Raw genomic sequence first — 20,173 nt, forward strand, 5'->3', positions numbered from 1 at the left:
ATGACGACTCTCCCTCCCCCGATCCCCACTGCGGCTGCCGCTTCGTCGTCCTCTCGGCATGCGCTCGTGACAGCGCTGCGCTCGCCGTTGGGCATCGTCGCCTCCGTGCTGCTCGTGACACTGATCCTGCTCGCGACGTTCGGACCCGTCATCTGGGGCGAGACGGCGAAGGTGGCCGACCTGACCCAGCTGTCGATGGCCCCCAGCGCCGCACACCCGCTCGGCACCGACGCCGGAGGACGCGACGTGCTCGCGAGGCTGCTGAGCGCGACGCGCATCTCGGTCGTGACAGCCGTGCTCGCGACAGCGATCGGCGTGACGCTCGGCGTCCTCCTCGGCCTGCTGCCGACCGTCGCACCGAACTGGGTGGCCCGCGTGGTCAACAGCATCCTCGGAGTCGCGCTGGCCTTTCCCTCGCTGCTGCTCGCGATCGTCGTCTCGATCATCGTGGGAGTGGGCGTGGTCAGTGTGACTCTGGCGATCGGGCTGGCGATGGCACCCGCCTACGCCCGCCTGGCGCAGACGCTCGGCGCATCCGCCGCCGGTCGGGACTACGTGGATGCCGCGCGCGTTCTGGGGGTCTCGCGCTTCCGCATCCTGACCCGGCACGTGCTCCCCAACGTCCGCGACCCGCTGATCGTCAATGCCAGCATCGGCGCCGGCACGGCGCTGGTCGCCTCGACGGGACTGTCGTTCCTGGGCCTCGGCGTGCAGGCACCGGACTACGACTGGGGACGGATGCTCAATGAGAGCCTCGATGGCATCTTCGTCAACGCGGCCCCCACTCTCGGGCTGTCTGCGGCGATCGTGTTCGCCGGTGTGACATTCGCCCTGGTGGGTGAGACCCTCGCGCGTGCCTTCGGCCTGAACCGTTCACCGAGACGGCAGCGACGCCGTCGCGGGGCGTCGAAGAACGAGGTCGCACCGCTGCATGTGGTGGACGATCCGGTGCTGCGGGTGCGTGATCTGCAGGTGCGAGTGCCTCGCGGCGACGGCTGGGCTGAGCCCGTGCACGGTGTGAGCTTCGACGTCGGACGCGGTGAGATCGTCGGTGTCGTGGGGGAGTCGGGGTCGGGCAAGTCTCTGACCTGCATGGCTGTCGCCGCGCTACTGGAGGAACCGATCGAGGTCGTGGCGTCGACGGTGCAGTTCGAGGGGACGGAGCTGGCCTCCGGCGGACGGGTGTCGAGCCGGATCTCGTCGGCGGGCGTGGCGCATCAACTGGGCGCCCGCATGGCCTTCGTGTTCCAGGATCCGGCGACATCGCTCAACCCCGCCCTCCACGTCGGCACGCAGGTCGCAGAGGTCGGCCTGCTGCACGGCGGACTCGACCGGAAGTCGGCCCACCGCCGTGCGGTCGACCGGCTCGACGCGGTACGCATCCCCGATGCCTCGCAGCGCGCACAGGCCTATCCGCATGAGTTCTCCGGAGGTATGCGCCAGCGCGCCATGATCGCGATGGGGTTGATGGGAGAGCCGGCACTGCTCATCGCCGACGAGCCGACGACCGCGCTCGACGTCACGGTGCAGCGCGAGGTCATGAGCCTGCTCGCGGAGGTCAACGAGGTCAAGGGCACGGCCCTGTTGTTCGTGTCGCACGACATCGCCTTGGTGTCGTCGTTCTGCACCCGGGTGCTCGTGATGTATCGAGGGGCGATCGTGGAGGATCTCACCGCCGCCGATCTCGCCGCCGGCCGTGCCCGGCATCCATATACCCGTGCCCTCGTCGAGGCCATCCCGCATCTCGAAGCGGAGCCGGGCACGGCGTTCGCGACGATCGCTGAGGACGCGGAGTTCCCGACCGAGCCCGTGGGGAGCCGATCATGACAGAGCTGGTACTCGAAGACGTCCGCGTACGGTACGGCAGCGGAGCCTCCGCCCATGACGCCGTGAAGGGCGTGAGCCTGACCGTCGCGAGTGGGCGCACCGTCGGCCTCGTCGGCGAGTCCGGGTCAGGGAAGTCGACCATCGCGCGCGCCATCGTGGGACTCCACGAACCTCACGAGGGGCGCATCCTGGTCGACGGCACGGATGTCGTCCGAGCCAGGGGTCGAGTCGCCGCGTTGCGCCGCGATGTGCAGATGATCTTCCAGGATGCGAGCTCTTCGCTCGATCCGCGGATGAACGTCGGCGCCTCCATCGCGGAAGCGCTGGAGGTGCGGCGGCCCGATCTGAAGGACGGGAAGGCTCGTCGCGCGGAGGTCGCGCGGCTCCTGGAGATCGTCGAGCTCGACCCGGCGCGGATCGGCGATCTGCCATCGCAGCTCTCCGGCGGACAGCGCCAGCGCGTCGCGATCGCCCGTGCCCTCGCGGCCGCGCCCCGGGTGCTGCTGGCCGACGAGATCACCTCGGCGCTCGACGTCTCCGTGCAGGGCACCGTGCTCAACCTGCTCCGCAAGGTGCAGCAGGAACTCGACCTGACGGTGCTGTTCATCAGCCACAACCTCGCCGTCGTGCGCCAGCTCTGCGACGAGGTGGCGGTCATGAAGAACGGTCTCCTCGTGGAGAGCGGCCCCACGGCCCGTGTGATCGATGCGCCGGAGCATGCCTACACGCGCGAACTGGTGCGCGCCGTCCCTCGACTCGGTGTCCCGCTCGCCGAGACGCCCCTTTCCCGGTCAGGAGACCCCCGATGACATCGCGCACCGCTCGGCTCGACGACCTGCACCGCGTCGTCCTCGCCACAGAGACCGCGATCTCGCCGGACGGCGGCGTCGTGGTGTTCACGCGGCGCGACGTCCGAGACGCGCGCACGGTGACCTCACTGTGGAGCGTCGACCGTGACGGTGCGACCAGGCCCCTGACCCACGGACCGGGGGATGACGCCCCGCAGTTCTCTGCGGCGGGTCTGCTGTTCCGGCGCATCGTCGATGGAGCGCCGCAGCTGCATCTGCTCCCCGAGACCGGCGAGCCCGTGCCGCTGACCTCGGTGCCCTCGGGAGTGGGGCGGCCGTTCGTGAGCCCGGCAGGGGACCGCGTCGCGTTCCTGGCACCGGTGGAGCGCGGGTCGGGCGATCCGACTGCTCCGATCGTGATCGACTCTCTCGATCACAAGATCGACGGTGTGGGGTGGGCCGGCAGCGTCCGCCATCACCTCCTGCTGCTCGACCTCGCCGACGGCGGCATCCGTCAGATCACCGACGGCTCGTCCGACGTGGGAGAGCCGTCATGGTCTCCTGACGGCACCCGGCTCGCCTATGCGGCGGCGACCTTCCCGCGCTCCGACGTCGAGCGCGAGCGTGCCGTGCACGTCGTCGATGTCGATGACCTCCTCACCCCCGCCCGCCGGGTCGGCGCCGCGACCGGCATCACCGGTCCCATCCTGTGGATGCCGGACGGCGAGTCCGTCGTCGCCGTCGGCCTTCGCCACATGCGGATAGGGCACACCCGCCTGCTGCGTCTGCATCTGGACGGGCGGCCGGACGATGATCTGACCGCGGGGCTCGACCTCAACGTCATGCCGGGTGCCGTCGGGTACCCGGGCGGGCGGCCCGCGCTCACGCACGACGGCACGCAGATCCTGTTCTGCGCGCGTGACCGCGGCTGGACCCACCTCTATGCGCTCGATCTCGCCGACGGCAGGATGCGTCCGGTGGTGGCGGCGGAGCATTGCGTCGTGTCGGCGCTGTCCGTCGCCGCCGCGAGCGCTTACGCCGCGATCGTCGTCACCACCCAGGACTCCTTCGCCGAGGTCGCCCTCGTGAACTTGGAGACCGGTGAACACCGCGAGCTGACGACGCTGACGCGCGAGGCCCTCCCCGATGTCGAGCTGCTGCACCCTGAACCGCGCGTCTTCACGATCAGTGATGGCACCGTCGTGCACGGGTGGATCCTTTCCGCGCCGGGAACGACGGGTGCCGCACCGCTGCTGCTCGACATCCACGGTGGCCCCCACAACGCATGGAGCGGAGTGGCGGACGAGGTCCACCTGTCGCACCAGGTGCTGGCGAGTCGCGGCTGGCGTGTTCTGACGCTCAATCCCCGTGGCTCCGACGGCTACGGCGAGGACTTCATGACCGCGGTCCACGGCGCCTGGGCGCGCGTCGATCTTCCGGACTTCCTCGAACCCGTCGATGCGCTCGTCGCCGAGGGGCTGGCCGATCCGGAGCGGCTCGCGGTGGCCGGCTACAGCTACGGCGGGCTGCTGACCTGCGCGCTGACGGCGCACACCGACCGGTTCGCGGCAGCCGTTCCCGGCGGGCTTCTCTGCGATTTCGCATCCTTGGCAGGTCAGCGGCTCGACCCGGAGGGGTTCTTCTCCGAGTCGACCGCGGGACTGGCGCCGACCGAGATCGTCCGTCTCGCCGAACTGTCACCGATCGCCCGTGCGAGTCGCGTGAGGACTCCGAGCCTGGTGCTGCACGGCGAGCTCGATGAGACGTGCCCGAGCGCGCAGGCCAGGGAGTGGTACTCGGCTCTGCGGATCACCGGTGTGCCCAGTCGCCTCGTCATCTACCCCGGCGGCGGGCACCTGTTCATCGTCACCGGACCGGTCGAGCATCGGATCGACTACCAGCGACGCCTGATCGAGTGGGTCGAGCGGTACACCGCCCCGCGGATGACGGGAGCAGAGCCGCACCGGGTCGCCGTCGAGCCCGCCGCGCGTGATGCGGCGGAGTGGCAGCACCGGCTCGACCTGCTGCGTCGCAGGTACGGCGTGGTGGGGGCGCAGTTCGGCATCCTGCAGCTGACGGACGAGGGGACCGTCCTCGATCGGTGCACGGTCTCGTCCGGAGTGCTCGACGCCTCGACGGGAGTGCCGGTGACCGACGACGCGGTGTTCCAGATCGGGTCGATCAGCAAGGTCTGGACGACGATGCTCATCCTGCAACTCGTCGAGGAGGGGAAGCTCGATCTCGATGCCTCGGTGCGCAGCATCTTGCCGGACTTCCAGCTCGCCGGCGACCCGGAGCCGACCGTCACGGTGAGAGAGCTCCTGCATCACACCAGTGGCCTCGACGGCGACGTGTTCACCGACACCGGGCGGGGGGATGACTGCGTCGCCGCGTACGTGGAACTGCTGGCGGGAACGGAGCGTCTGCACCCGCGCGGCGAGCGGTTCTCGTATTGCAACTCCGCCTTCGTCGTCGCGGGACGGATCATCGAGGTGCTGTGCGGGACGACCTGGGACGATGCGCTCAAGACGCGCCTGATCGACCCCCTGGGTCTGCAGCACACGTTCACGCTGACCGATGACGCCCCCAGGTTCGCGACGGCGACGGGGCACACCGGGTTCGGCGCCGCGGCGGTGCCGACGCGCAAGTGGGGGATACCGCGTTCGATGGGACCGGCGGGGTTGATCTCGGCCAGCGTCGGGGACCTGCTGGTCTTCGCCGAGACCGCGCTGCGCGAGGGCCTGACTCCTGGCGGCACCCGCGTGCTGTCGACGGAGAATGCTCGTCTGATGACGACAGAGCACGTCGACCTTCGCGCGAGCGTCGGTGCCACCTCCGGATGGGGCCTGGGGTGGTTCCTGCAGGACTGGCAGGGCAGCCGTGTGTACGGGCACGACGGCGGCACGATCGGTCAGCGTGCCTACCTGCGGATCTTCCCGGAGGCGGGTCTCGCGGTGGCGCTGCTCACATCGGGCGGGCAACCGGACGGGCTCTACCGCGAGCTCTTCGACGATGCCGCGCGGGCGTTCGACGGTGGCGGGATCCACCCCGTGCTGCTCCCCGACCGCACGCGCACGCCGGAGCCGATGACCGGCACCTGGGAGTCGGCAGGGTTCGTGGCCGACATCGCCCCGCGCGACGGCGGCCTGCGCCTCGTGCTGCGGGAGCGCAAGAGCTACGTCGACGCCGTCTCGCCTGACGAGGTACAGGACGTCGAGCTGTTCGCCTCGAACGTGCCGGGGGTCTACGCGTACACGAGCGACGAGATCGCCGGGTGGGAGCAGGTGCGACCGGTGTCGGGCGGCCTCTACCTCGGCTACCGATTCCTGCGCGAGGCGAGATCGTGAGCGTCGGGGTCCAGGGGATGCCGGTGGAGGGAGGAGCGCGGACAGGAGGGGTGGGGATGGAGCTGCGGATGCTGCGTCTGCCGTCCGAGATGGTGGCCGCGACGGAGCTCGTCGCCGGAGTGTGGCAGGTCGACGTCGAGCGTGCACACGTCAACCCCGGTCTCCTCACCGCGCTCGCGCACGCCGGCAACTACGTCGCCGGTGGCTTTCTCGGTGACGAGCTCATGGCGGTCTGCGTCGGGTTCTTCCATCCGCCTTTCGACCGTGCGCTGCACTCCCATCTCGCGGGGGTCCGGCTCGACGCGATCGGCCAGGGATGGGGACACGCGATCAAGAGCCATCAGCGTGCCTGGTGCCTCGAGCGCGGTGTCACGCGCGTGACGTGGACCTACGACCCGCTCGTCGCCCGCAACGCCTACTTCAACCTGCACAAGCTCGGGTGCACGATCGACAGCTATCTGCTCGACTTCTACGGTGACCTGGGCGACGGCGTGAACGGCGGTCAGCGCAGCGACCGGGCGCTCGTGGTGTGGGATCTCGAGCGGCCGGTCGGCCCCCGCCCGGCGGCGGCCACCGGCGTCGACACGCCACCGGCGGTCCTGTGGGCTGACGACGAGCAGCCGGTTCTCGACCTCGACCGTGCGCACGATCTGCAGTTCTGTCGCATCGACATCCCGAGCGACATCGAGAAGATGCGGCGGGTCGCCCCCGACCTCGCGGCCCGCTGGCGGGTCGCTCTCGGGCATGCCCTCGGCGGGCTGCTCGCCGAGGGGTGGAGCGTTTCCGATTTCGACCGCCGTGGTCACTACACACTCACGAGGAGTTCCTGAATGCATATCGATCGCGTCGAGCTGATCACGGTACGGATGCCGTTGGTCCATCCGTTCACCACCTCTTTCTCGACCCAGACGGAGCGGCGTCCGCTTCTCGTGCGCATCACCGCGTCGAGAGACGGTCGCACCGTGACGGGCTGGGGCGAGTGCGTGGCCCTGTTCGATCCCTCGTATTCTCCGGAGTATCTCGACGGCGCCAGAGAGATGCTGCGACGGTTCCTGGTTCCCTCGCTGCTGGAATGGCAGGACGCCGGACGCACGGTGACGGCCGAGACCGTGGCGGCAGCGACCGCGCACGTCGTCGGCCACCGCATGGCCAAGGCGGCGCTCGAGATGGCGGTGCTCGATGCCGGCCTGCGCCTCGACGACCGACGGTTCGCCGACCACCTCGGGGTCACGCGTGCGGCCGTGCCGTCGGGGGTCAGCGTCGGGATCGAGTCGTCGATCCCCGACCTGCTCGCCCAGGTCGGGGGGTTCCTCGACGAGGGGTATGCGCGCATCAAGCTCAAGATCCAGCCGGGCTGGGACATCGAGCCCGTCCGCGCCGTGCGCGAGAAGTTCGGCGACGTGCCTCTCCAGGTGGATGCCAACACGGCCTACCGGCTCTCGGATGCGCCGCTGCTGCGCCGGCTCGACCCCTTCGGCCTGCTCCTGATCGAGCAGCCCCTCGCCGAGGACGATCTGCGCCAGCACGCTCTGCTCGCCCAGCAGATCGCCACGCCGGTCTGCCTCGACGAGTCGATCGTCTCGGTCGAGGCGGCGGCCGATGCGATCGCGATGGGGGCCGCGAGCGTCATCAACATCAAACCGGGCCGGGTGGGTGGATATCTCGCTGCCCGCCGCATCCATGATCTCGCCGAGGCCAACGGGATCGCTGTCTGGTGCGGTGGCATGCTCGAGACCGGAATCGGGCGCGCGGCCAACATCGCCCTCGCCGGTCTGCCCGGCTTCACGCTGCCCGGTGACGTGTCAGGGTCGAACCGGTTCTACGCGCAGGATGTGACCGAGCCGGTGGTGATGAGGGACGGCGTCGTCGCGATACCGGACGGGCCGGGCTTCGGTGTGGAGCCGCTCGCCGACGTGCTGGCAGCGGTCACGATCGACGCGGTCGACATCGCGGCGCGCCGGAGCTGATCGTGCGCGCCCGAGGCTCTCACGCCGACGTCATCGTGGTCGGCGCGGGCTCGGCAGGGTCGGCGCTGGCGGCACGACTCGTGCAGGCGGGGCGACGTGTCCTGCTGCTGGAGGCGGGGAGAGACGCTACGGCCGCCGAACTCCCGGAGTCGTGGCGCCTGCCGAATCCGATGGCGGCGATGGAGGAACCGGGGAGTGCATCGCTGCTGTGGGCCGAGCATCTCGCGTCGCGGACCGCGACGCAGGAGCCATCGCTGTACTGGCGGGGCAAGGGTCTGGGCGGGAGCTCGGCCATCAACGGGCAGATCGCGATCCGCCCGCCGATGGAGGACTTCGACGACTGGGCCGCCGACGGCTGCACGGGGTGGTCCGCGGAGGACGTGCTCCCGGTGCTCGCGGCTCTGGAGTCCGACCAGGAGTACGGGGAACGCCCGCACCACGGCGCCGACGGCCCGATCCCGGTGCACCGTTACCCGCAGCAGGTGTGGGGGTCGGTCGATCGTGCGCTGCGCGATGCCGCGCTGGCGGCGGGTCAGCCCTGGGCGCCGGACGTCAACGCACCCGGTGCGACCGGAGTCTCGCCCTATCCGGTCAACTCGATCGACGGACGGCGGGTCTCCTGCAACGATGCGTACCTCGAGCCGTTGCGGGGCGACCCCCTGCTCACGATCAGGGGAGAGGCGCTGGTGGACCGCGTCGTTTTCGAGGGGGAGCGCGCCGTGGGGGTGCGTCTCGCGAACGGCGAAGTGCTGAGCGCGGATCTCGTCGTCCTCTGCGCCGGCGCCACGGCGACGCCTTCGATCCTGATGCGCTCCGGGATCGGCCCCGCCCCGCATCTGGTGGAGCAGCGGATCGCCGTGCGTGCCGATCTGCCCGTCGGCGAGGGTATGCAGGATCATCCGATGGTGCTCATCGGCATCCCGCTCACGCCGGAGGCCACGGCCGGCCCCTGGGATCGTCACACCAACTGCTGCATCCGGTACTCCAGCGGGATGACATCCGACACGAACGACATGATGATGGTCGCTCTCAACCAGAACGCGCTCGCGATGGCCTCGGCGGATCCTCGTGCGGGCGCCGGCGCGGTCGGGGTCTTCGTCAACCGCACCTACTCCCGTGGCACGCTGCGCCTGCAGGGCCGAGATCCCCGGACGCAGCCGCGCCTGTCGTTCAACATGCTCGACGTGGCGCTCGACGTCGACCGGCTGGCGGCGGGGGTCCACCAGCTGGCCGAGCTGGTGGATCATGAGTCATTCGCGGGCATCACCGCGTCGGATGTCTGGGCATCCAACGCCACGCTGCGCGCATCGCTCGACGGGCCGGAGGACGCACTCCGGGCCTACTTGCGCGACACCGCCGTCGACACTCAGCACGCGACGAGCACGTGTCGCATGGGCGATCCCGCCGCCGCGACCACCGTGGTCGACCCGGAGGGCCGCGTCCTCGGCATCGACGGGCTGCGCGTCGCCGATGCGTCGATCTTCCCTTTCGTCCCCCGAGCGAACACCCATCTGGCGAGTGTCCTGGTCGGCGAGATGCTGGCCGCACGCCTGACCTGAGACCATCTGAGGAGCCACCATGGAGCATCAGCGCCACGTGATCGGCGGTGTCGCCGTCGCGTCGACCGATCCGGAGACCCTCCCGGTCGTCTCACCCTGGACCGAGGAGGTGATCGCCCGCATCCCCGTCGGCTCCGCCGCAGACGTCGATGCGGCGGTCCGCTCGGCGGTGTCGGCGCAACGTGACTGGTCCCTGCGCGGGCTCGACGAGCGCATCGACCTTCTCGCGGGGGTCGCCGACACCGTAGAGAGGCATCTCGCGGAGCTCGCGCAGATCGAGAGCGACGAGATGGGCAAACCCATCCCACTCGCCGAGCAGTTCATCGAGGGTGGGATCGCCGGGTGGCGGCAGGGTCTCGCCCTCGCGCGCTCCTACCCCTTCGTGGCTGATGTCACGGTGCCGGGCGAACCGGGACAGACCGTGGTCGAGCGTCGGCCCGTGGGAGTGGTCGGGCTCATCATCCCGTGGAACTTCACTGTCGCCTCGATCCTCGGAAGCCTCCTTCCGCTCCTCGCCGCAGGCAACACCGTCGTGCTCAAACCCTCGGAGAAGTCGCCGTTGTCGGCGGCCCGGTTCGTTCACCTGCTCGATCTGCCGCCCGGAGTCGTGAACCTCGTGCTCGGCGATGCGCGCGCGGGCGGACCGCTCGCCGCTCACGAGGATGTGGCGCTGCTGCATTTCACCGGCTCCGTCGAGGTCGGGCGCGCGGTGGGGATCGCGGCCGCATCGCGTCTGAAGCGATCGGTGCTCGAACTCGGAGGCAACGATCCGGTGATCGTCGACGCGGATGTCGATGTGGTGGCGACCGCGGAGGCTGTGGCGATGTCCTCCTTCGTCAACAGCGGGCAGATCTGCACGTCGTCGGAGCGCATCTACGTGCACCGCGACGTCGCCGAGGAGTTCGTCACGGCTCTGGTCGCGGCGGCCGGTTCGTACGACCTCACCGCCGACCGGGAGGGCACGGGCCTCGGTCCCCTCGTCGACGCCCGACAGCGTACCCACGTACACGCGCACGTCTCGGAGGCGATAGAGCGCGGCGCGACGGCGCTGCGCGGCGGTGTGCTGCCCGAAGGTCCGGGGTTCGGCTACCCCGCCACGGTTCTCATCGGGGTCACGGCGGAGATGCGGGTGATGCGCGAGGAGACCTTCGGCCCCGTCGCTCCCGTCGTCGTCGTCGACTCCTTCGACGAGGCGGTCGAGCTCGCCAACGGCACCGGCTTCGGACTCGCCGCGACCGTGTACACGCACGACCCCGTCCACCAGCAGCGCGCGGGGGACATCCACGCCGCCGTGATCTGGATCAACGGATGGCAGCAGGGTGGTGTCAACGCGATCGCAGAGCCGTGGGGACTCAGCGGCGTGGGAGCCGCGGGCTCCGTCGCCGACTTCGACGCGGCGACGCGACCCGTCTCACTGCTCCGGGCCGCGACCGCCTGATCGCCTGACCGCCTCGCTCAGGCGGTCGCGGATGCGAGCAGTTCGCGGACGCGCATCGCGAGGGCGTCAGCGGGATTCGTGTGTTCGATCGACTCGTTCGCGGTGGCGATCACGACGATCGTCGCCCCGGTGGACGGGTCGTGTCCGGAGAAGGTCTGGAAGCCGGGCAGCTGGCCGTTGTGGCCCCAGATCCCGCCGAAGTCGGCGATGCCGAGCCCGTAGGCCCAGTCCGTTCCGGCGATCGGGAGGGCCGTCATGCGTATCCGCTGCGTCTGCTCCGAGAGAAGGTCGCCGCGCACGAGCGCCTCGACCAGTACCACGAGGTCGTCGGCTGTGGAGAGCGCGTTGCCGGCCGTCCAGCCCCACGAGGGGTTGATGTCGGTCGCGTCGACGAGCGCCGTGTCATCGCGGAGGTAACCGCGCACCCGGGGGTCGGGCAGTGCGGTCCCCGCGGGGGAGCGCGGAGGCAGCGACGTGTTCTCCAGTCCCAGCGGCTCGAACACGAGACGGGCCGCGAGATCCTCCACCAGCACGCCGGTGGCGTGCTCAGCCAGCATCCCGAGCAGGATGTAGCCGGTGTTGCTGTACTCCCACGATGCGCCCGGCGCGAAGTGCTGCGGACCGCGCTGCGCGAACTCCACCAGCTCCCGCGGCCTCCAGACCCGCTCCGGTGCGGCGAGCAATGCGGTGAGGAACTCCTCGGTCGTGTACTCCGGCAGACCGGCTGTCATTCCGAGCAGGCGGCGCACGGTGACCCCGTTCGGCAGGTTCAGGTGCGGCAGGTGGGTCTGAGCCTCGTCGTCGAGGCCGAGGTCGCCCGTCTCCGTCAGACGCAGGATCACGGTGGCGACGATCGTCTTGGTCACGCTGCCGATGCGCAGCACGGCGTCGACGGCGAGCCGCTCCCCGGTGGCGACATCGCGGGTGCCCAGCGCGGCCGACCAGCGTTCCCCGTCCGGTGTCCGGATCGCGAGCACGACGCCGGGGACGTCGAGCCGCTTCCGCTCGGCATCGACCTCGGCGAGGATCGCTGCGGCGGTGGACGAGAGATCGCGACGCAAGGTTGTCATGCTCCGATCCTGCCGCGATTGCTCGCGCTCCGCATGGTGCGGGGGACCGACTGGGGCAAGCGGATCTCAGTCGATCGCCCGATCTTCGCCTCGGGCGTCCTCCCTATCTTGGGAAATGCCCGCCCACCGAGAAGGAGTGACCCCTATGTCCGAGGATGCCGCGACCGAGAAGCGAACGATCATCATGCCGCCCAACTCGATTCAGGCGGTGCCACGGTATGCAGGAGCCTCGACCTTCGCCAGGCTGCCCCGGATCGACGAAGTCGACCGCGCAGACGTCGCCGTGCTCGGCGTTCCCTTCGACTCCGGCACCAGCTACCGTCCGGGGGCGCGATTCGGCCCTGAAGCGGTGCGGGCTGCCTCGAAGCTGCTGCGTCCGTTCCACATCGGGCTGGAGGTCGAGCCGTGGGTCACGATGCAGATCGCCGACGCGGGTGATGTGGGGGTGAGCCCCTTCGACATCGCTGAGGCGATCGCCGGGATCGAGCAGGCCGCCCGGTCTCTCTCCACGAGAGCAGACCGTATCGTCGCGATCGGCGGTGACCACACGATCGCGCTCCCGATGCTGCGCGCGGCCCACGCCCAGCACGGCCCGGTGGCGCTCGTGCACTTCGACGCCCACTTCGACACCTGGGACAACCTGTTCGGGGCCCCGATGGTGCACGGCACGCCCTTCCGTCGCGCAGTCGAAGAGGGTCTGCTCGATGTCGGCGGCTCGGCCCACGTCGGCATCCGCAGCACCACGCCCTCAGCGCAGGACTTCACCGACGACGCAGAACTCGGATTCGCGACCATCACCACACTCGATGTCGCGCGCCGAGGGATCGACGCCATCGTCGACCGCGTCCGGACACGCGTCGGCGATCGTCCGGTGTACGTCAGCATCGACATCGATGTGCTCGACCCGGCTCACGCCCCCGGTACCGGTACCCCTGAGCCCGGCGGACTCTCGACCAGAGAGCTGCAGCTCATCCTGTATGGGCTGGCCGAGCTCGATGTGATCGGCGCCGACGTGGTCGAGGTCGCTCCCGCGTACGACCACGCCCAGATCACGGCGCTCGCTGCCGCCGGCGTCACCTTCGACCTCCTCGCGATGATGGCGAAGGCGGCGAGGTGAGACGACAGCCGGACGTGGTCGACACCGGCGGTGTAGCGCCGATCATCGAGCTGAGCGGCGATGGACGCACGCGGGGGCAGACGCACGGCGAAGAAGTACGGGGTCTCATCGCCACGTCGATGGAGCGCTGGCGTGACCGTATCGAGCAGATCACCGGACGCTCATCCGACGACCACGTGGCACGGTTTCTGGGCGCGTCACGACTGATCGACGCGGTGCGCACGGGCTCTCCCGACCTCTACGACGAGGTGCTCGGCATCGCGGAGGCGAGCGGCCAGCTGCTCGACGACGTGTTCGCCTACAACTTCATGGACGAGGAGTGGCGGTACTCGGGTACGTCCGCGATCGGGTGCAGCGTCGTCGGCATCGAGGGGGAGAGCGGCGTCATCCTCGGCCAGAACATGGATCTTCCCGCGAGCATGGACGGCTCGCAGGTGCTCCTCCACATCCGCGGGGATGACGACCCCGAGCAGTTCGTCGCGAGCGCCGCGGGGATGATCGGGGTCCTGGGAGTCAATCGCGAGGGTGTCGCATGCTGTGTCAACACACTCGCGCAACTCCCCAGCGCTCTCGAGGGGATGCCCGTCGCCTTCCTCATCCGCGAAGTCCTCCGCAGACGCACGCGGGCGGAAGCCGGCGCGTACCTGCGGTCCGTCCGCCATGCGTCAGGGCAGAACTACGCGATCGCCGATCGGCACGGCATCGACTCCTACGAATGCTCCTCCGCCGGCGTCTCGGCCCGCCCGATCGTGGGTCCCGTCCTCGTGCACACGAACCATCCGCTGTGGACGGCGGGGTCGGCCGAGCTCGCGGCCAAACCCGACGAGCTCGAGCTCTCCGGCACGCGGTCGCGATACAACTACTTGAGCGTCGCGGTGCCGCAGATCCGCGACATCGCGGAGCTCGAGTCCGTGTTCGCCTCGACGGACTCGGGCGTGTGCGTGACACCTCGCCCGCCGCGAATGAGCAAGACCTTCTGCGGCGCGCTGTTCGAGACGGGCGAAGGCGAAACCCGCGCGCGGTTCGCTCTGGGGCAGCCGGGGGTCGTCGAGTGGATCAGCGTGCCGTGGTCCGGTCCGGCGAGCGTGTGACCCGTGATCAGGATGTGCGCGGTCGACCCGCTGATCGCGACGTGAGAGACGAGCAGAAGCGACCGGACGCGGTACGGACGACGTCCGCGAGGCTGAAGGCGTACGCGCATTCGACGCGCCGAGACGTGCTGTCGTTGCTCCACCGGCGGGATCGTCTGCGGGCGGCCGATATCGCCGAGGCGTTGGGCGTCTCAGCCAGCACAGCCAGCTTCCATCTGCGGGTCCTCGCCGATGCAGGCTTGATCGAGGAGGCTCCCGAGCATGCCCGCGATCGCCGCGACCGCGTCTGGGTGGTGCGCGCCCCTGACGCGGTCCATACGACGTTCTCGCAGCGCTCGGTGCGGCTGACCGCTGCGGAGTTCGACGCACTCGCCGAGCGGATCGAGGGTGTGATCTCGGCGGCTGCCGATGCGCACGACCGCGACGACCCGGGCAGCCGGTCCTGGCAGATCGCGCTGCTGGCCGCCGACGATCTGATCTGACGGCGCCGCATCGGGTGGGTGCAGAAGGTCCCCTCGGTTATCGGGCGCCCATGCGGAGCGCGCCGTCCATGCGGATGGTCTCGCCGTTCAAGTAGTCGTGCTCGACGATCATCGTCACCAGCTGCGCATACTCGATCGGATCGCACAGCCGCTGCGGGAAGGGGACGCTCGCGGCGAGATTGGCGCGGTACTCGTCGCTGACCGTCGCCAGCATCGGGGTGTCGACGATCCCGGGGGCGATGGTGCAGACGCGGATGCCATGTGAGGCGAGGTCGCGCGCGGCGGGGAGCGTCATGCCGACGACGGCGCTCTTGGATGCCGCATACGCCACCTGGCCCACCTGACCGTCGTAGGCAGCGATCGAGGCGGTGTTCACGACGACCCCGCGCTGCCCCTGTGCGTCGGGTGTCTGCTGGGCGATGACCTCGGCGGCCGTCGACATGACCAGGAAGGTGCCGAGCAGATTCACGCGGATGACGGTGTCGAAGAGCGCGGGATCGTGCACCCCTGAGCGCCCGAGGATGCGAGCGGAGGGAGCGATGCCGGCGCAGTTGACGACGGTGCGCAGGGCTGCCCCGGCGCCGGCTGCCTGCACGGCAGCGCGCACCTGGGCGGCGTCGGTGACATCGGTGGCGACGAAGGTGACGCCGTCGACCGCGGGTGCCGCGGCGATCGCTGCCGGGAGATCGAGGGCGAAGACCTCTGCCCCCCATGCGGCCAGGGCGCGGGCTGTCGCCGCCCCGAGCCCGGAGGCGCCCCCGGTGACGATGGCGGATGAGCCGTTCAGCTGCATGATGGTGGTCCTTTCGATGAGTGCTCAGCGCGCCAGGCCGCGGCTGATGACGAGGCGCTGGATCTGGTTCGTTCCTTCGAAGATCTGCATGACCTTCGCCTCGCGCATGTACCGCTCGGTGGGGAAGTCCTTGGTGTAACCCGCGCCGCCGAGCACCTGCACGGCATCGGTCGTGACCTTCATCGCGTTGTCGGTGCACACGAGCTTGGCGATCGACGCCTCGTGGGAGTACGGCCGGCCGGCATCCTTGAGGCGCGCGGCGGCGAGGTAGGTCGCCCGCGCCGAGGCCACCGCGGCGGCCATGTCGGCGAGCAGGAAGGCGAGACCCTGGTGCTCGATGATCGACCGTCCGAAGGTCTCTCGCTCGCGGGCGTACTTCACCGCCACGTCGAGAGCCTCCTGAGCCAGACCAGTGGCCACGGCGGCGATGCCCAGTCTTCCGGCATCCAGCCCGGACAGCGCGATGGGCAGCCCCTGTCCTTCCGTACCGAGCCGACGCTCGACAGGGATGCGTACTTCCTCGAACATCATCGTGGCGGTGGTGGAGCTCATGAGCCCCATCTTCCGTTCCGGGTTGTCGGCGGAGAGGCCGGGGGTGTCGGCGGGCACGAGAAAACAGGAGATGCCGCGGCTGCCCTCGCCGGTGCGCGCCATGACCTTGTAGAAGTCGGCTTTGCCGCCGTGGGTCGTCCACGCCTTGGCGCCGTTGATCACGTATTCGTCGCCGTCGCGCATCGCGCGGGTGCGCATCGCGGCGGGGTCGGAGCCGGCGTGCGCTTCGGACAGGCAGTACGCGCCGAGCAGGTCGCCGGACAGCATCTCTGGAAGCCACCGCTCCTTCTGCTCGGTGCTTCCTGAGGTGAAGAGGCCGAAGCAGGACAGGATGTGGACGCTCACCCCGACCCCGACGGACGCGGATGCGGATGCCACCTCCTCGAGCACCTGGAGGTACACCTCGTAGCTCTGTCCGCCGCCGTCGAACTCCTCCGGGTACGGCAGGCTCAGCAGCCCCGCCCGGCCCAGAGTGCGGAACACATCGCGGGGGAAGGATGCCGTCGCGTCGAGCTCCGAGACGATGGGGCGCAGTTCCTTGCCCACGATCTCGCGCGTCAGCTCGATGAGTTCGGCGGACTCCTCCGTGGGCATGATGCGGGGGACGGGCATGGTGGCTCCTCGATGGGGGTGGTCAGAGAACGGCGAGCTCGGGCTCGCTCAGGAAGGCGGCGGTGTCGGCCAGGAGCTCGGACGCCTGCTGGCCGTCGAGCACTCGATGGTCGAACGACAGCGACAGCGTCGTCACCCACCGCGGCGCGATGGTCTCGGCATCGCCGGTGCCGATGACCCAGGGGCGGCGCGTGATACTGCCGACGCCGAGGATCACGGTCTCGCCCGGATTGAGGATCGGTGTTCCGGCGTCGACCCCGAACACCCCGAAGTTGCTGATCGTCGCGGTTCCGTGGGCCATGGCCTCCGGCGCTGTCCTGCCGGCGCGCGCCGTGGCGGCGAGTTCGGCGATCGCCACGCTGAGGTCCCGCAGGCCGAGACGCTGCGCGCTGCGGATGTTCGGTACCACGAGCCCCCGTGGTGTCGCGGCGGCGACGCCCAGGTTCACCTCGGACAGCTGCACGATCTCCTGCGCCGCGTCGTCCCACCGTGAGTTCGCCGCCGGGGTGCGTTCGATGGCGCGCAGGAACGCCCGGGCGATCAGGCTCAGAGGGCTGAGCTTGACGTCGGCGAACTCCCGCCGGGCGGCGAGGCGCGAACGGAGCTCCATGGTGCCGGTGATGTCGAAGGTCACGAACTCGGAGACGTGCGGAGCGGTGAACGCCGAGCTGACCATCGCTGCGGCCGTGTGCTTGCGCACACCTCGGATCGGCACTCGGATCTCCGAGGATGACGGGGTCGTCGATGCGGACGGGCGGTGCGTGTCGGCTGCGGACAGGACGTCGTCCTGGGTGATCGTCGCTCCCGCTCCGGTCGGTGTGACGGTGGCGAGGTCGACACCGAGATCCTTCGCCAGCTTCCGCACCGGAGGGGTGCAGCGGATCGGTGCCGCGGCCTCTGCGGGGGCGGGCGTCACGGGCTCGATCGGGCCCGCCGCGGGGGCCACCTGAGCGGCGGTCCCGCGCCGTCGCCGCGGGCGCGGTGCTCCTGGGCCGTAGCCGACGAGGAGCTTCGGCTCTTCCTCGGGGTGCTCTTCCGCCTCGGGGCCTGCGTCGATGGCTTCGCCGTCATCGTCATCGGCATCGGCTCCCGCATCCGCATCCGCATCCGGTACTCGTTCGAGTGCGCCGGACGCGATGCTGATGATGGCTTCGCCGACGTCGACGGTGTCGCCCTCGGCGAAGTGCAGTGCCACGACCTCGCCCGCGAACGGTGAGGGCAGCTCCACGAGCGACTTCGCCGTCTCGATCTCGACGATGATCTGATTGGTCGTGACCGTGTCTCCCGGCTGCACGGCCCAGGAGACGATCTCCGCCTCGGTGAGCCCTTCCCCGACATCGGGGAGCGCGAACTGCTGGATCTCTGCCATGTCTTCCTCGATGTTCAGTAGGTGAAGCTGCGATCGATGGCGTCGAGCATGCGGTCGACACCGGGGAGCCAGTCGCGTTCGAGTCGGCTGGCCGGGTAGGGAGTGTCGTACCCGGTCACCCGGATGCCGGGGGCAGCCATCGAGTAGAAGAGCGCATCCTGCACACGGGCGATGATCTCGGCGCCGAGGCCGGCGGTCTGCGAGGCCTCGTGAGCGACGACGAGCCGACCCGTGCGTTCGACGGAGGCGAGGATCGTGGCATCGTCGATCGGAGACAGGCTGCGCAGATCGATGACCTCGACCGAGCGGCCGTCGAGTGCTGCCTCCTCCGCGACCTTCACGGCCGTCGGCACGAGCGCGCCGTATGTGACGAGCGTCAGATCGTGTCCTGTACGGACCACTCTGGCTGTGCCGAGCGGCAGGGGCGTCGCGTCACGATCGACGTCGCCCTTGAGCCAGTAGTTGTGTTTGGGCTCGAGGAACACCACCGGGTCCTCGCTCTGCACGGCGAGCCGGATGAGGTCGAACGCCTCCTGCGCGGACGAGGGGCACACCACCCGCAGCCCTGCCGTATGTGCGAAGTAGGCCTCCGGCGATTCCGAGTGGTGCTCGATCGCGCCGATGCCGCCGCCGAAGGGGATGCGGATGACGACGGGGAGCGACACCATGCCCTCGGAGCGATGCCGGTACTTGGCGAGCTGGGTGATGATCTGGTTCATCGCGGGGAACACGAATCCGTCGAACTGGATCTCGCAGATGGGACGGTAGCCGGCCATCGCCAGGCCGATCGCGCTGCCGACGATGCCGGCCTCCCCCAAGGGCGAATCGACGACCCGCAGCTCGCCGAACTCCTGCTGCAGCCCGTCGGTGACGCGGAAGACGCCGCCGAGGCGTCCGACATCCTCGCCGATGAGCATCACCCGGTCGTGCTCGGCGAGCAGCGAGCGGAGCCCGTCGTTCAGGGCGCGGGCGATCGCGGTGCTCACGAGGCCACCTCCTCGCCGGCGGCGACGAAGGCGAGGTGTGCGTCCAGCTGCTGCGCCAGCTCCGCCGGCATCTCGGCGAGCGTGTGCAGGAAGGGGGACGCCGGGTCGGGGTCGGGGAGCGTGCGGCAGCCGACCCGCACGCGCTCCGCGAGCAGTTCCTCCTCCGCGGCCACTCCGGCGAAGAAATCCTCGGCGACGCCGCTGTTCTCCAGATGGGTACGCAGACGGGCGATGGGATCCAGCGCGCTCCACTGGTCGGTCAGTGCCGCATCGCGGTAGCGGCCGTCGTCGTCGGACGTGGTGTGCGGGTTGCGTCGATACGTCATCGCCTCGATCAGCGTGGGTCCTCCGCCGGCCCTCGCCCGATCGAGCGCATCGACGGTCGCGGCGTGGCTGGCAACCACGTCGTTGCCATCGACGCGTACCCCGCGGAAGCCGAATCCCTGGGCGCGCTGAGCGACCGAGACCCTGCTCTGCACGGAGTAGGGGGCGGAGATCGCCCACTGGTTGTTCTGGCAGAAGAACACGATCGGCAGGTTCTGCGCCGCCGCCCACACGAAGGCCTCGTTGGTCTCGCCCTCGCTGAGCGCTCCGTCGCCGAGGAACACGAGCACGGCACGATCGCGATCCGGGTCGCCGGTGCCGACGTCGCCGTCTCGCACGATGCCCATCGCATAGCCGACGGCATGCAGGGTCTGTGCGCCGATGACCAGCGTGTAGAGGGAGAAGTTGTTCTCGCGAGGGTCCCAGCCGCCCAGGGTGGTGCCCCGGAACAGGCCGAGCAACTGCACAGGATCGACTCCGCGGCACCAGGCGACGGCATGCTCGCGATACGTGGGGAAGGCGATGTCGCGAGGGCGGAGCGCGCGCCCGGCGCCCACCTGCGCGCCTTCCTGGCCGAGCATCGACGGCCACAGGCCGAGCTCACCCTGACGCTGGAGGGCGATCGCTTCGGTGTCGACACGGCGACTGAGCACCATGTCGCGGTACATCACGAAGAGATCGCCGCCTGCGGTGGTCTCCCGGTGGAGCACTCCATCTGGGCTGAGGCACGTGAAGAGTTCGTCGTTCGGGGCGACCTCGGTCACCTCTGGGTGCAGCATCGTCACGTCGCCATCTCCTTCGAAGCGGTCAACACGACTCTTCAGGTGATCATGTTGTGAAGCTACACTGTC

16 protein-coding genes are annotated in these 20,173 nt (G+C 69.7%); 10 read left to right on the plus strand and 6 right to left on the minus strand.

Annotated elements, in window-relative coordinates; translation table 11 throughout:
- From MRBLWO12_RS18035 to MRBLWO12_RS18065, 7 genes are read left to right on the plus strand one after another with little or no spacing between them, the layout of a single operon-like run.
- On the plus strand, positions 1-1,827 hold the full coding sequence (locus tag MRBLWO12_RS18035; protein WP_363557982.1) for a dipeptide/oligopeptide/nickel ABC transporter permease/ATP-binding protein: 1,827 nt from the start codon (positions 1-3) through the stop codon (positions 1,825-1,827).
- Positions 1,824-2,636 carry an ABC transporter ATP-binding protein gene (locus tag MRBLWO12_RS18040; RefSeq protein WP_363557984.1) on the plus strand — a complete coding sequence of 271 codons (813 nt, stop codon included), beginning with the start codon at positions 1,824-1,826 and terminating at the stop codon, positions 2,634-2,636. Before MRBLWO12_RS18035 ends, MRBLWO12_RS18040 begins: the two co-directional genes overlap by 4 nt.
- Positions 2,633-5,962 (plus strand): serine hydrolase, encoded by a 3,330-nt coding sequence (locus MRBLWO12_RS18045; RefSeq protein ID WP_363557986.1) that lies wholly within the window; start codon positions 2,633-2,635, stop codon positions 5,960-5,962. Before MRBLWO12_RS18040 ends, MRBLWO12_RS18045 begins: the two co-directional genes overlap by 4 nt.
- Positions 5,959-6,792, plus strand: coding sequence for a hypothetical protein (locus MRBLWO12_RS18050; protein ID WP_363557988.1), 834 nt, complete (start codon positions 5,959-5,961; stop codon positions 6,790-6,792). Before MRBLWO12_RS18045 ends, MRBLWO12_RS18050 begins: the two co-directional genes overlap by 4 nt.
- The gene (menC, locus tag MRBLWO12_RS18055; RefSeq protein ID WP_363557990.1) at positions 6,793-7,929 is read left to right on the plus strand and encodes an o-succinylbenzoate synthase; all 1,137 of its coding nucleotides are present in this window, start codon (positions 6,793-6,795) and stop codon (positions 7,927-7,929) included.
- A 2-nt stretch (positions 7,930-7,931) separates the two neighbouring features.
- Entirely contained in the window at positions 7,932-9,488 is a 1,557-nt protein-coding gene (locus tag MRBLWO12_RS18060; RefSeq protein WP_363557992.1) for a GMC family oxidoreductase, read from the plus strand.
- 19 nt (positions 9,489-9,507) lie between these two features.
- On the plus strand, positions 9,508-10,926 hold the full coding sequence (locus MRBLWO12_RS18065) for an aldehyde dehydrogenase family protein (protein ID WP_363557994.1): 1,419 nt from the start codon (positions 9,508-9,510) through the stop codon (positions 10,924-10,926).
- Between the two features lie 17 nt (positions 10,927-10,943).
- Here the strand turns inward: MRBLWO12_RS18065 and MRBLWO12_RS18070 are convergent, their stop codons facing one another.
- On the minus strand, positions 10,944-11,996 hold the full coding sequence (locus MRBLWO12_RS18070) for a serine hydrolase domain-containing protein (RefSeq protein ID WP_363557996.1): 1,053 nt from the start codon (positions 11,994-11,996) through the stop codon (positions 10,944-10,946).
- A gap of 145 nt (positions 11,997-12,141) precedes the next feature.
- On the opposite strand from MRBLWO12_RS18070, the gene speB reads away from it, so the two are divergent.
- From speB to MRBLWO12_RS18085, 3 genes are read left to right on the plus strand one after another with little or no spacing between them, the layout of a single operon-like run.
- Entirely contained in the window at positions 12,142-13,113 is a 972-nt protein-coding gene (speB, locus tag MRBLWO12_RS18075) for an agmatinase (protein ID WP_414685495.1), read from the plus strand.
- Positions 13,110-14,204, plus strand: coding sequence for a C45 family peptidase (locus tag MRBLWO12_RS18080; protein WP_363557998.1), 1,095 nt, complete (start codon positions 13,110-13,112; stop codon positions 14,202-14,204). The genes speB and MRBLWO12_RS18080 overlap by 4 nt, the downstream gene beginning before the upstream one ends.
- Positions 14,205-14,245: 41 nt before the next feature.
- The gene (locus tag MRBLWO12_RS18085; protein ID WP_363558000.1) at positions 14,246-14,686 is read left to right on the plus strand and encodes a helix-turn-helix domain-containing protein; all 441 of its coding nucleotides are present in this window, start codon (positions 14,246-14,248) and stop codon (positions 14,684-14,686) included.
- 37 nt (positions 14,687-14,723) lie between these two features.
- Here the strand turns inward: MRBLWO12_RS18085 and MRBLWO12_RS18090 are convergent, their stop codons facing one another.
- The 5 genes from MRBLWO12_RS18090 to MRBLWO12_RS18110 are packed head-to-tail and all read right to left on the minus strand — an operon-like array spanning position 14,724 to position 20,101.
- Complete coding sequence (locus tag MRBLWO12_RS18090) at positions 14,724-15,479, minus strand: SDR family NAD(P)-dependent oxidoreductase (protein ID WP_363558002.1); 756 nt, start codon at positions 15,477-15,479, stop codon at positions 14,724-14,726.
- 24 nt (positions 15,480-15,503) lie between these two features.
- A complete protein-coding gene (locus MRBLWO12_RS18095; protein ID WP_363558004.1) occupies positions 15,504-16,643 on the minus strand; it encodes an acyl-CoA dehydrogenase family protein in 1,140 nt (379 codons plus the stop codon).
- Positions 16,644-16,665: 22 nt separating this feature from the next.
- Entirely contained in the window at positions 16,666-18,012 is a 1,347-nt protein-coding gene (locus MRBLWO12_RS18100) for a dihydrolipoamide acetyltransferase family protein (protein WP_363558006.1), read from the minus strand.
- A 14-nt stretch (positions 18,013-18,026) separates the two neighbouring features.
- On the minus strand, positions 18,027-18,998 hold the full coding sequence (locus MRBLWO12_RS18105) for an alpha-ketoacid dehydrogenase subunit beta (RefSeq protein ID WP_363558008.1): 972 nt from the start codon (positions 18,996-18,998) through the stop codon (positions 18,027-18,029).
- Positions 18,995-20,101 (minus strand): thiamine pyrophosphate-dependent enzyme, encoded by a 1,107-nt coding sequence (locus MRBLWO12_RS18110; RefSeq protein ID WP_414685519.1) that lies wholly within the window; start codon positions 20,099-20,101, stop codon positions 18,995-18,997. Before MRBLWO12_RS18110 ends, MRBLWO12_RS18105 begins: the two co-directional genes overlap by 4 nt.
- Positions 20,102-20,173: the final 72 nt, after the last annotated feature.

The organism is Microbacterium sp. LWO12-1.2 (assembly GCF_040675875.1).
GTDB lineage: Bacteria > Actinomycetota > Actinomycetes > Actinomycetales > Microbacteriaceae > Microbacterium.

What these genes read in the sequence shown, in the direction of transcription:
- MRBLWO12_RS18110 (WP_414685519.1), bottom strand. Translation starts at nt 20,101, where the DNA reads ATGCTGCACCCAGAGGTGACCGAGGTCGCCCCGAACGACGAACTCTTC.
- MRBLWO12_RS18095 (WP_363558004.1), bottom strand. Translation starts at nt 16,643, where the DNA reads ATGCCCGTCCCCCGCATCATGCCCACGGAGGAGTCCGCCGAACTCATC.
- MRBLWO12_RS18070 (WP_363557996.1), bottom strand. Translation starts at nt 11,996, where the DNA reads ATGACAACCTTGCGTCGCGATCTCTCGTCCACCGCCGCAGCGATCCTC.
- MRBLWO12_RS18090 (WP_363558002.1), bottom strand. Translation starts at nt 15,479, where the DNA reads ATGCAGCTGAACGGCTCATCCGCCATCGTCACCGGGGGCGCCTCCGGG.
- speB (WP_414685495.1), top strand. Translation starts at nt 12,142, where the DNA reads ATGTCCGAGGATGCCGCGACCGAGAAGCGAACGATCATCATGCCGCCC.
- MRBLWO12_RS18040 (WP_363557984.1), top strand. Translation starts at nt 1,824, where the DNA reads ATGACAGAGCTGGTACTCGAAGACGTCCGCGTACGGTACGGCAGCGGA.
- MRBLWO12_RS18100 (WP_363558006.1), bottom strand. Translation starts at nt 18,012, where the DNA reads ATGGCAGAGATCCAGCAGTTCGCGCTCCCCGATGTCGGGGAAGGGCTC.
- MRBLWO12_RS18045 (WP_363557986.1), top strand. Translation starts at nt 2,633, where the DNA reads ATGACATCGCGCACCGCTCGGCTCGACGACCTGCACCGCGTCGTCCTC.
- MRBLWO12_RS18035 (WP_363557982.1), top strand. Translation starts at nt 1, where the DNA reads ATGACGACTCTCCCTCCCCCGATCCCCACTGCGGCTGCCGCTTCGTCG.
- menC (WP_363557990.1), top strand. Translation starts at nt 6,793, where the DNA reads ATGCATATCGATCGCGTCGAGCTGATCACGGTACGGATGCCGTTGGTC.
- MRBLWO12_RS18065 (WP_363557994.1), top strand. Translation starts at nt 9,508, where the DNA reads ATGGAGCATCAGCGCCACGTGATCGGCGGTGTCGCCGTCGCGTCGACC.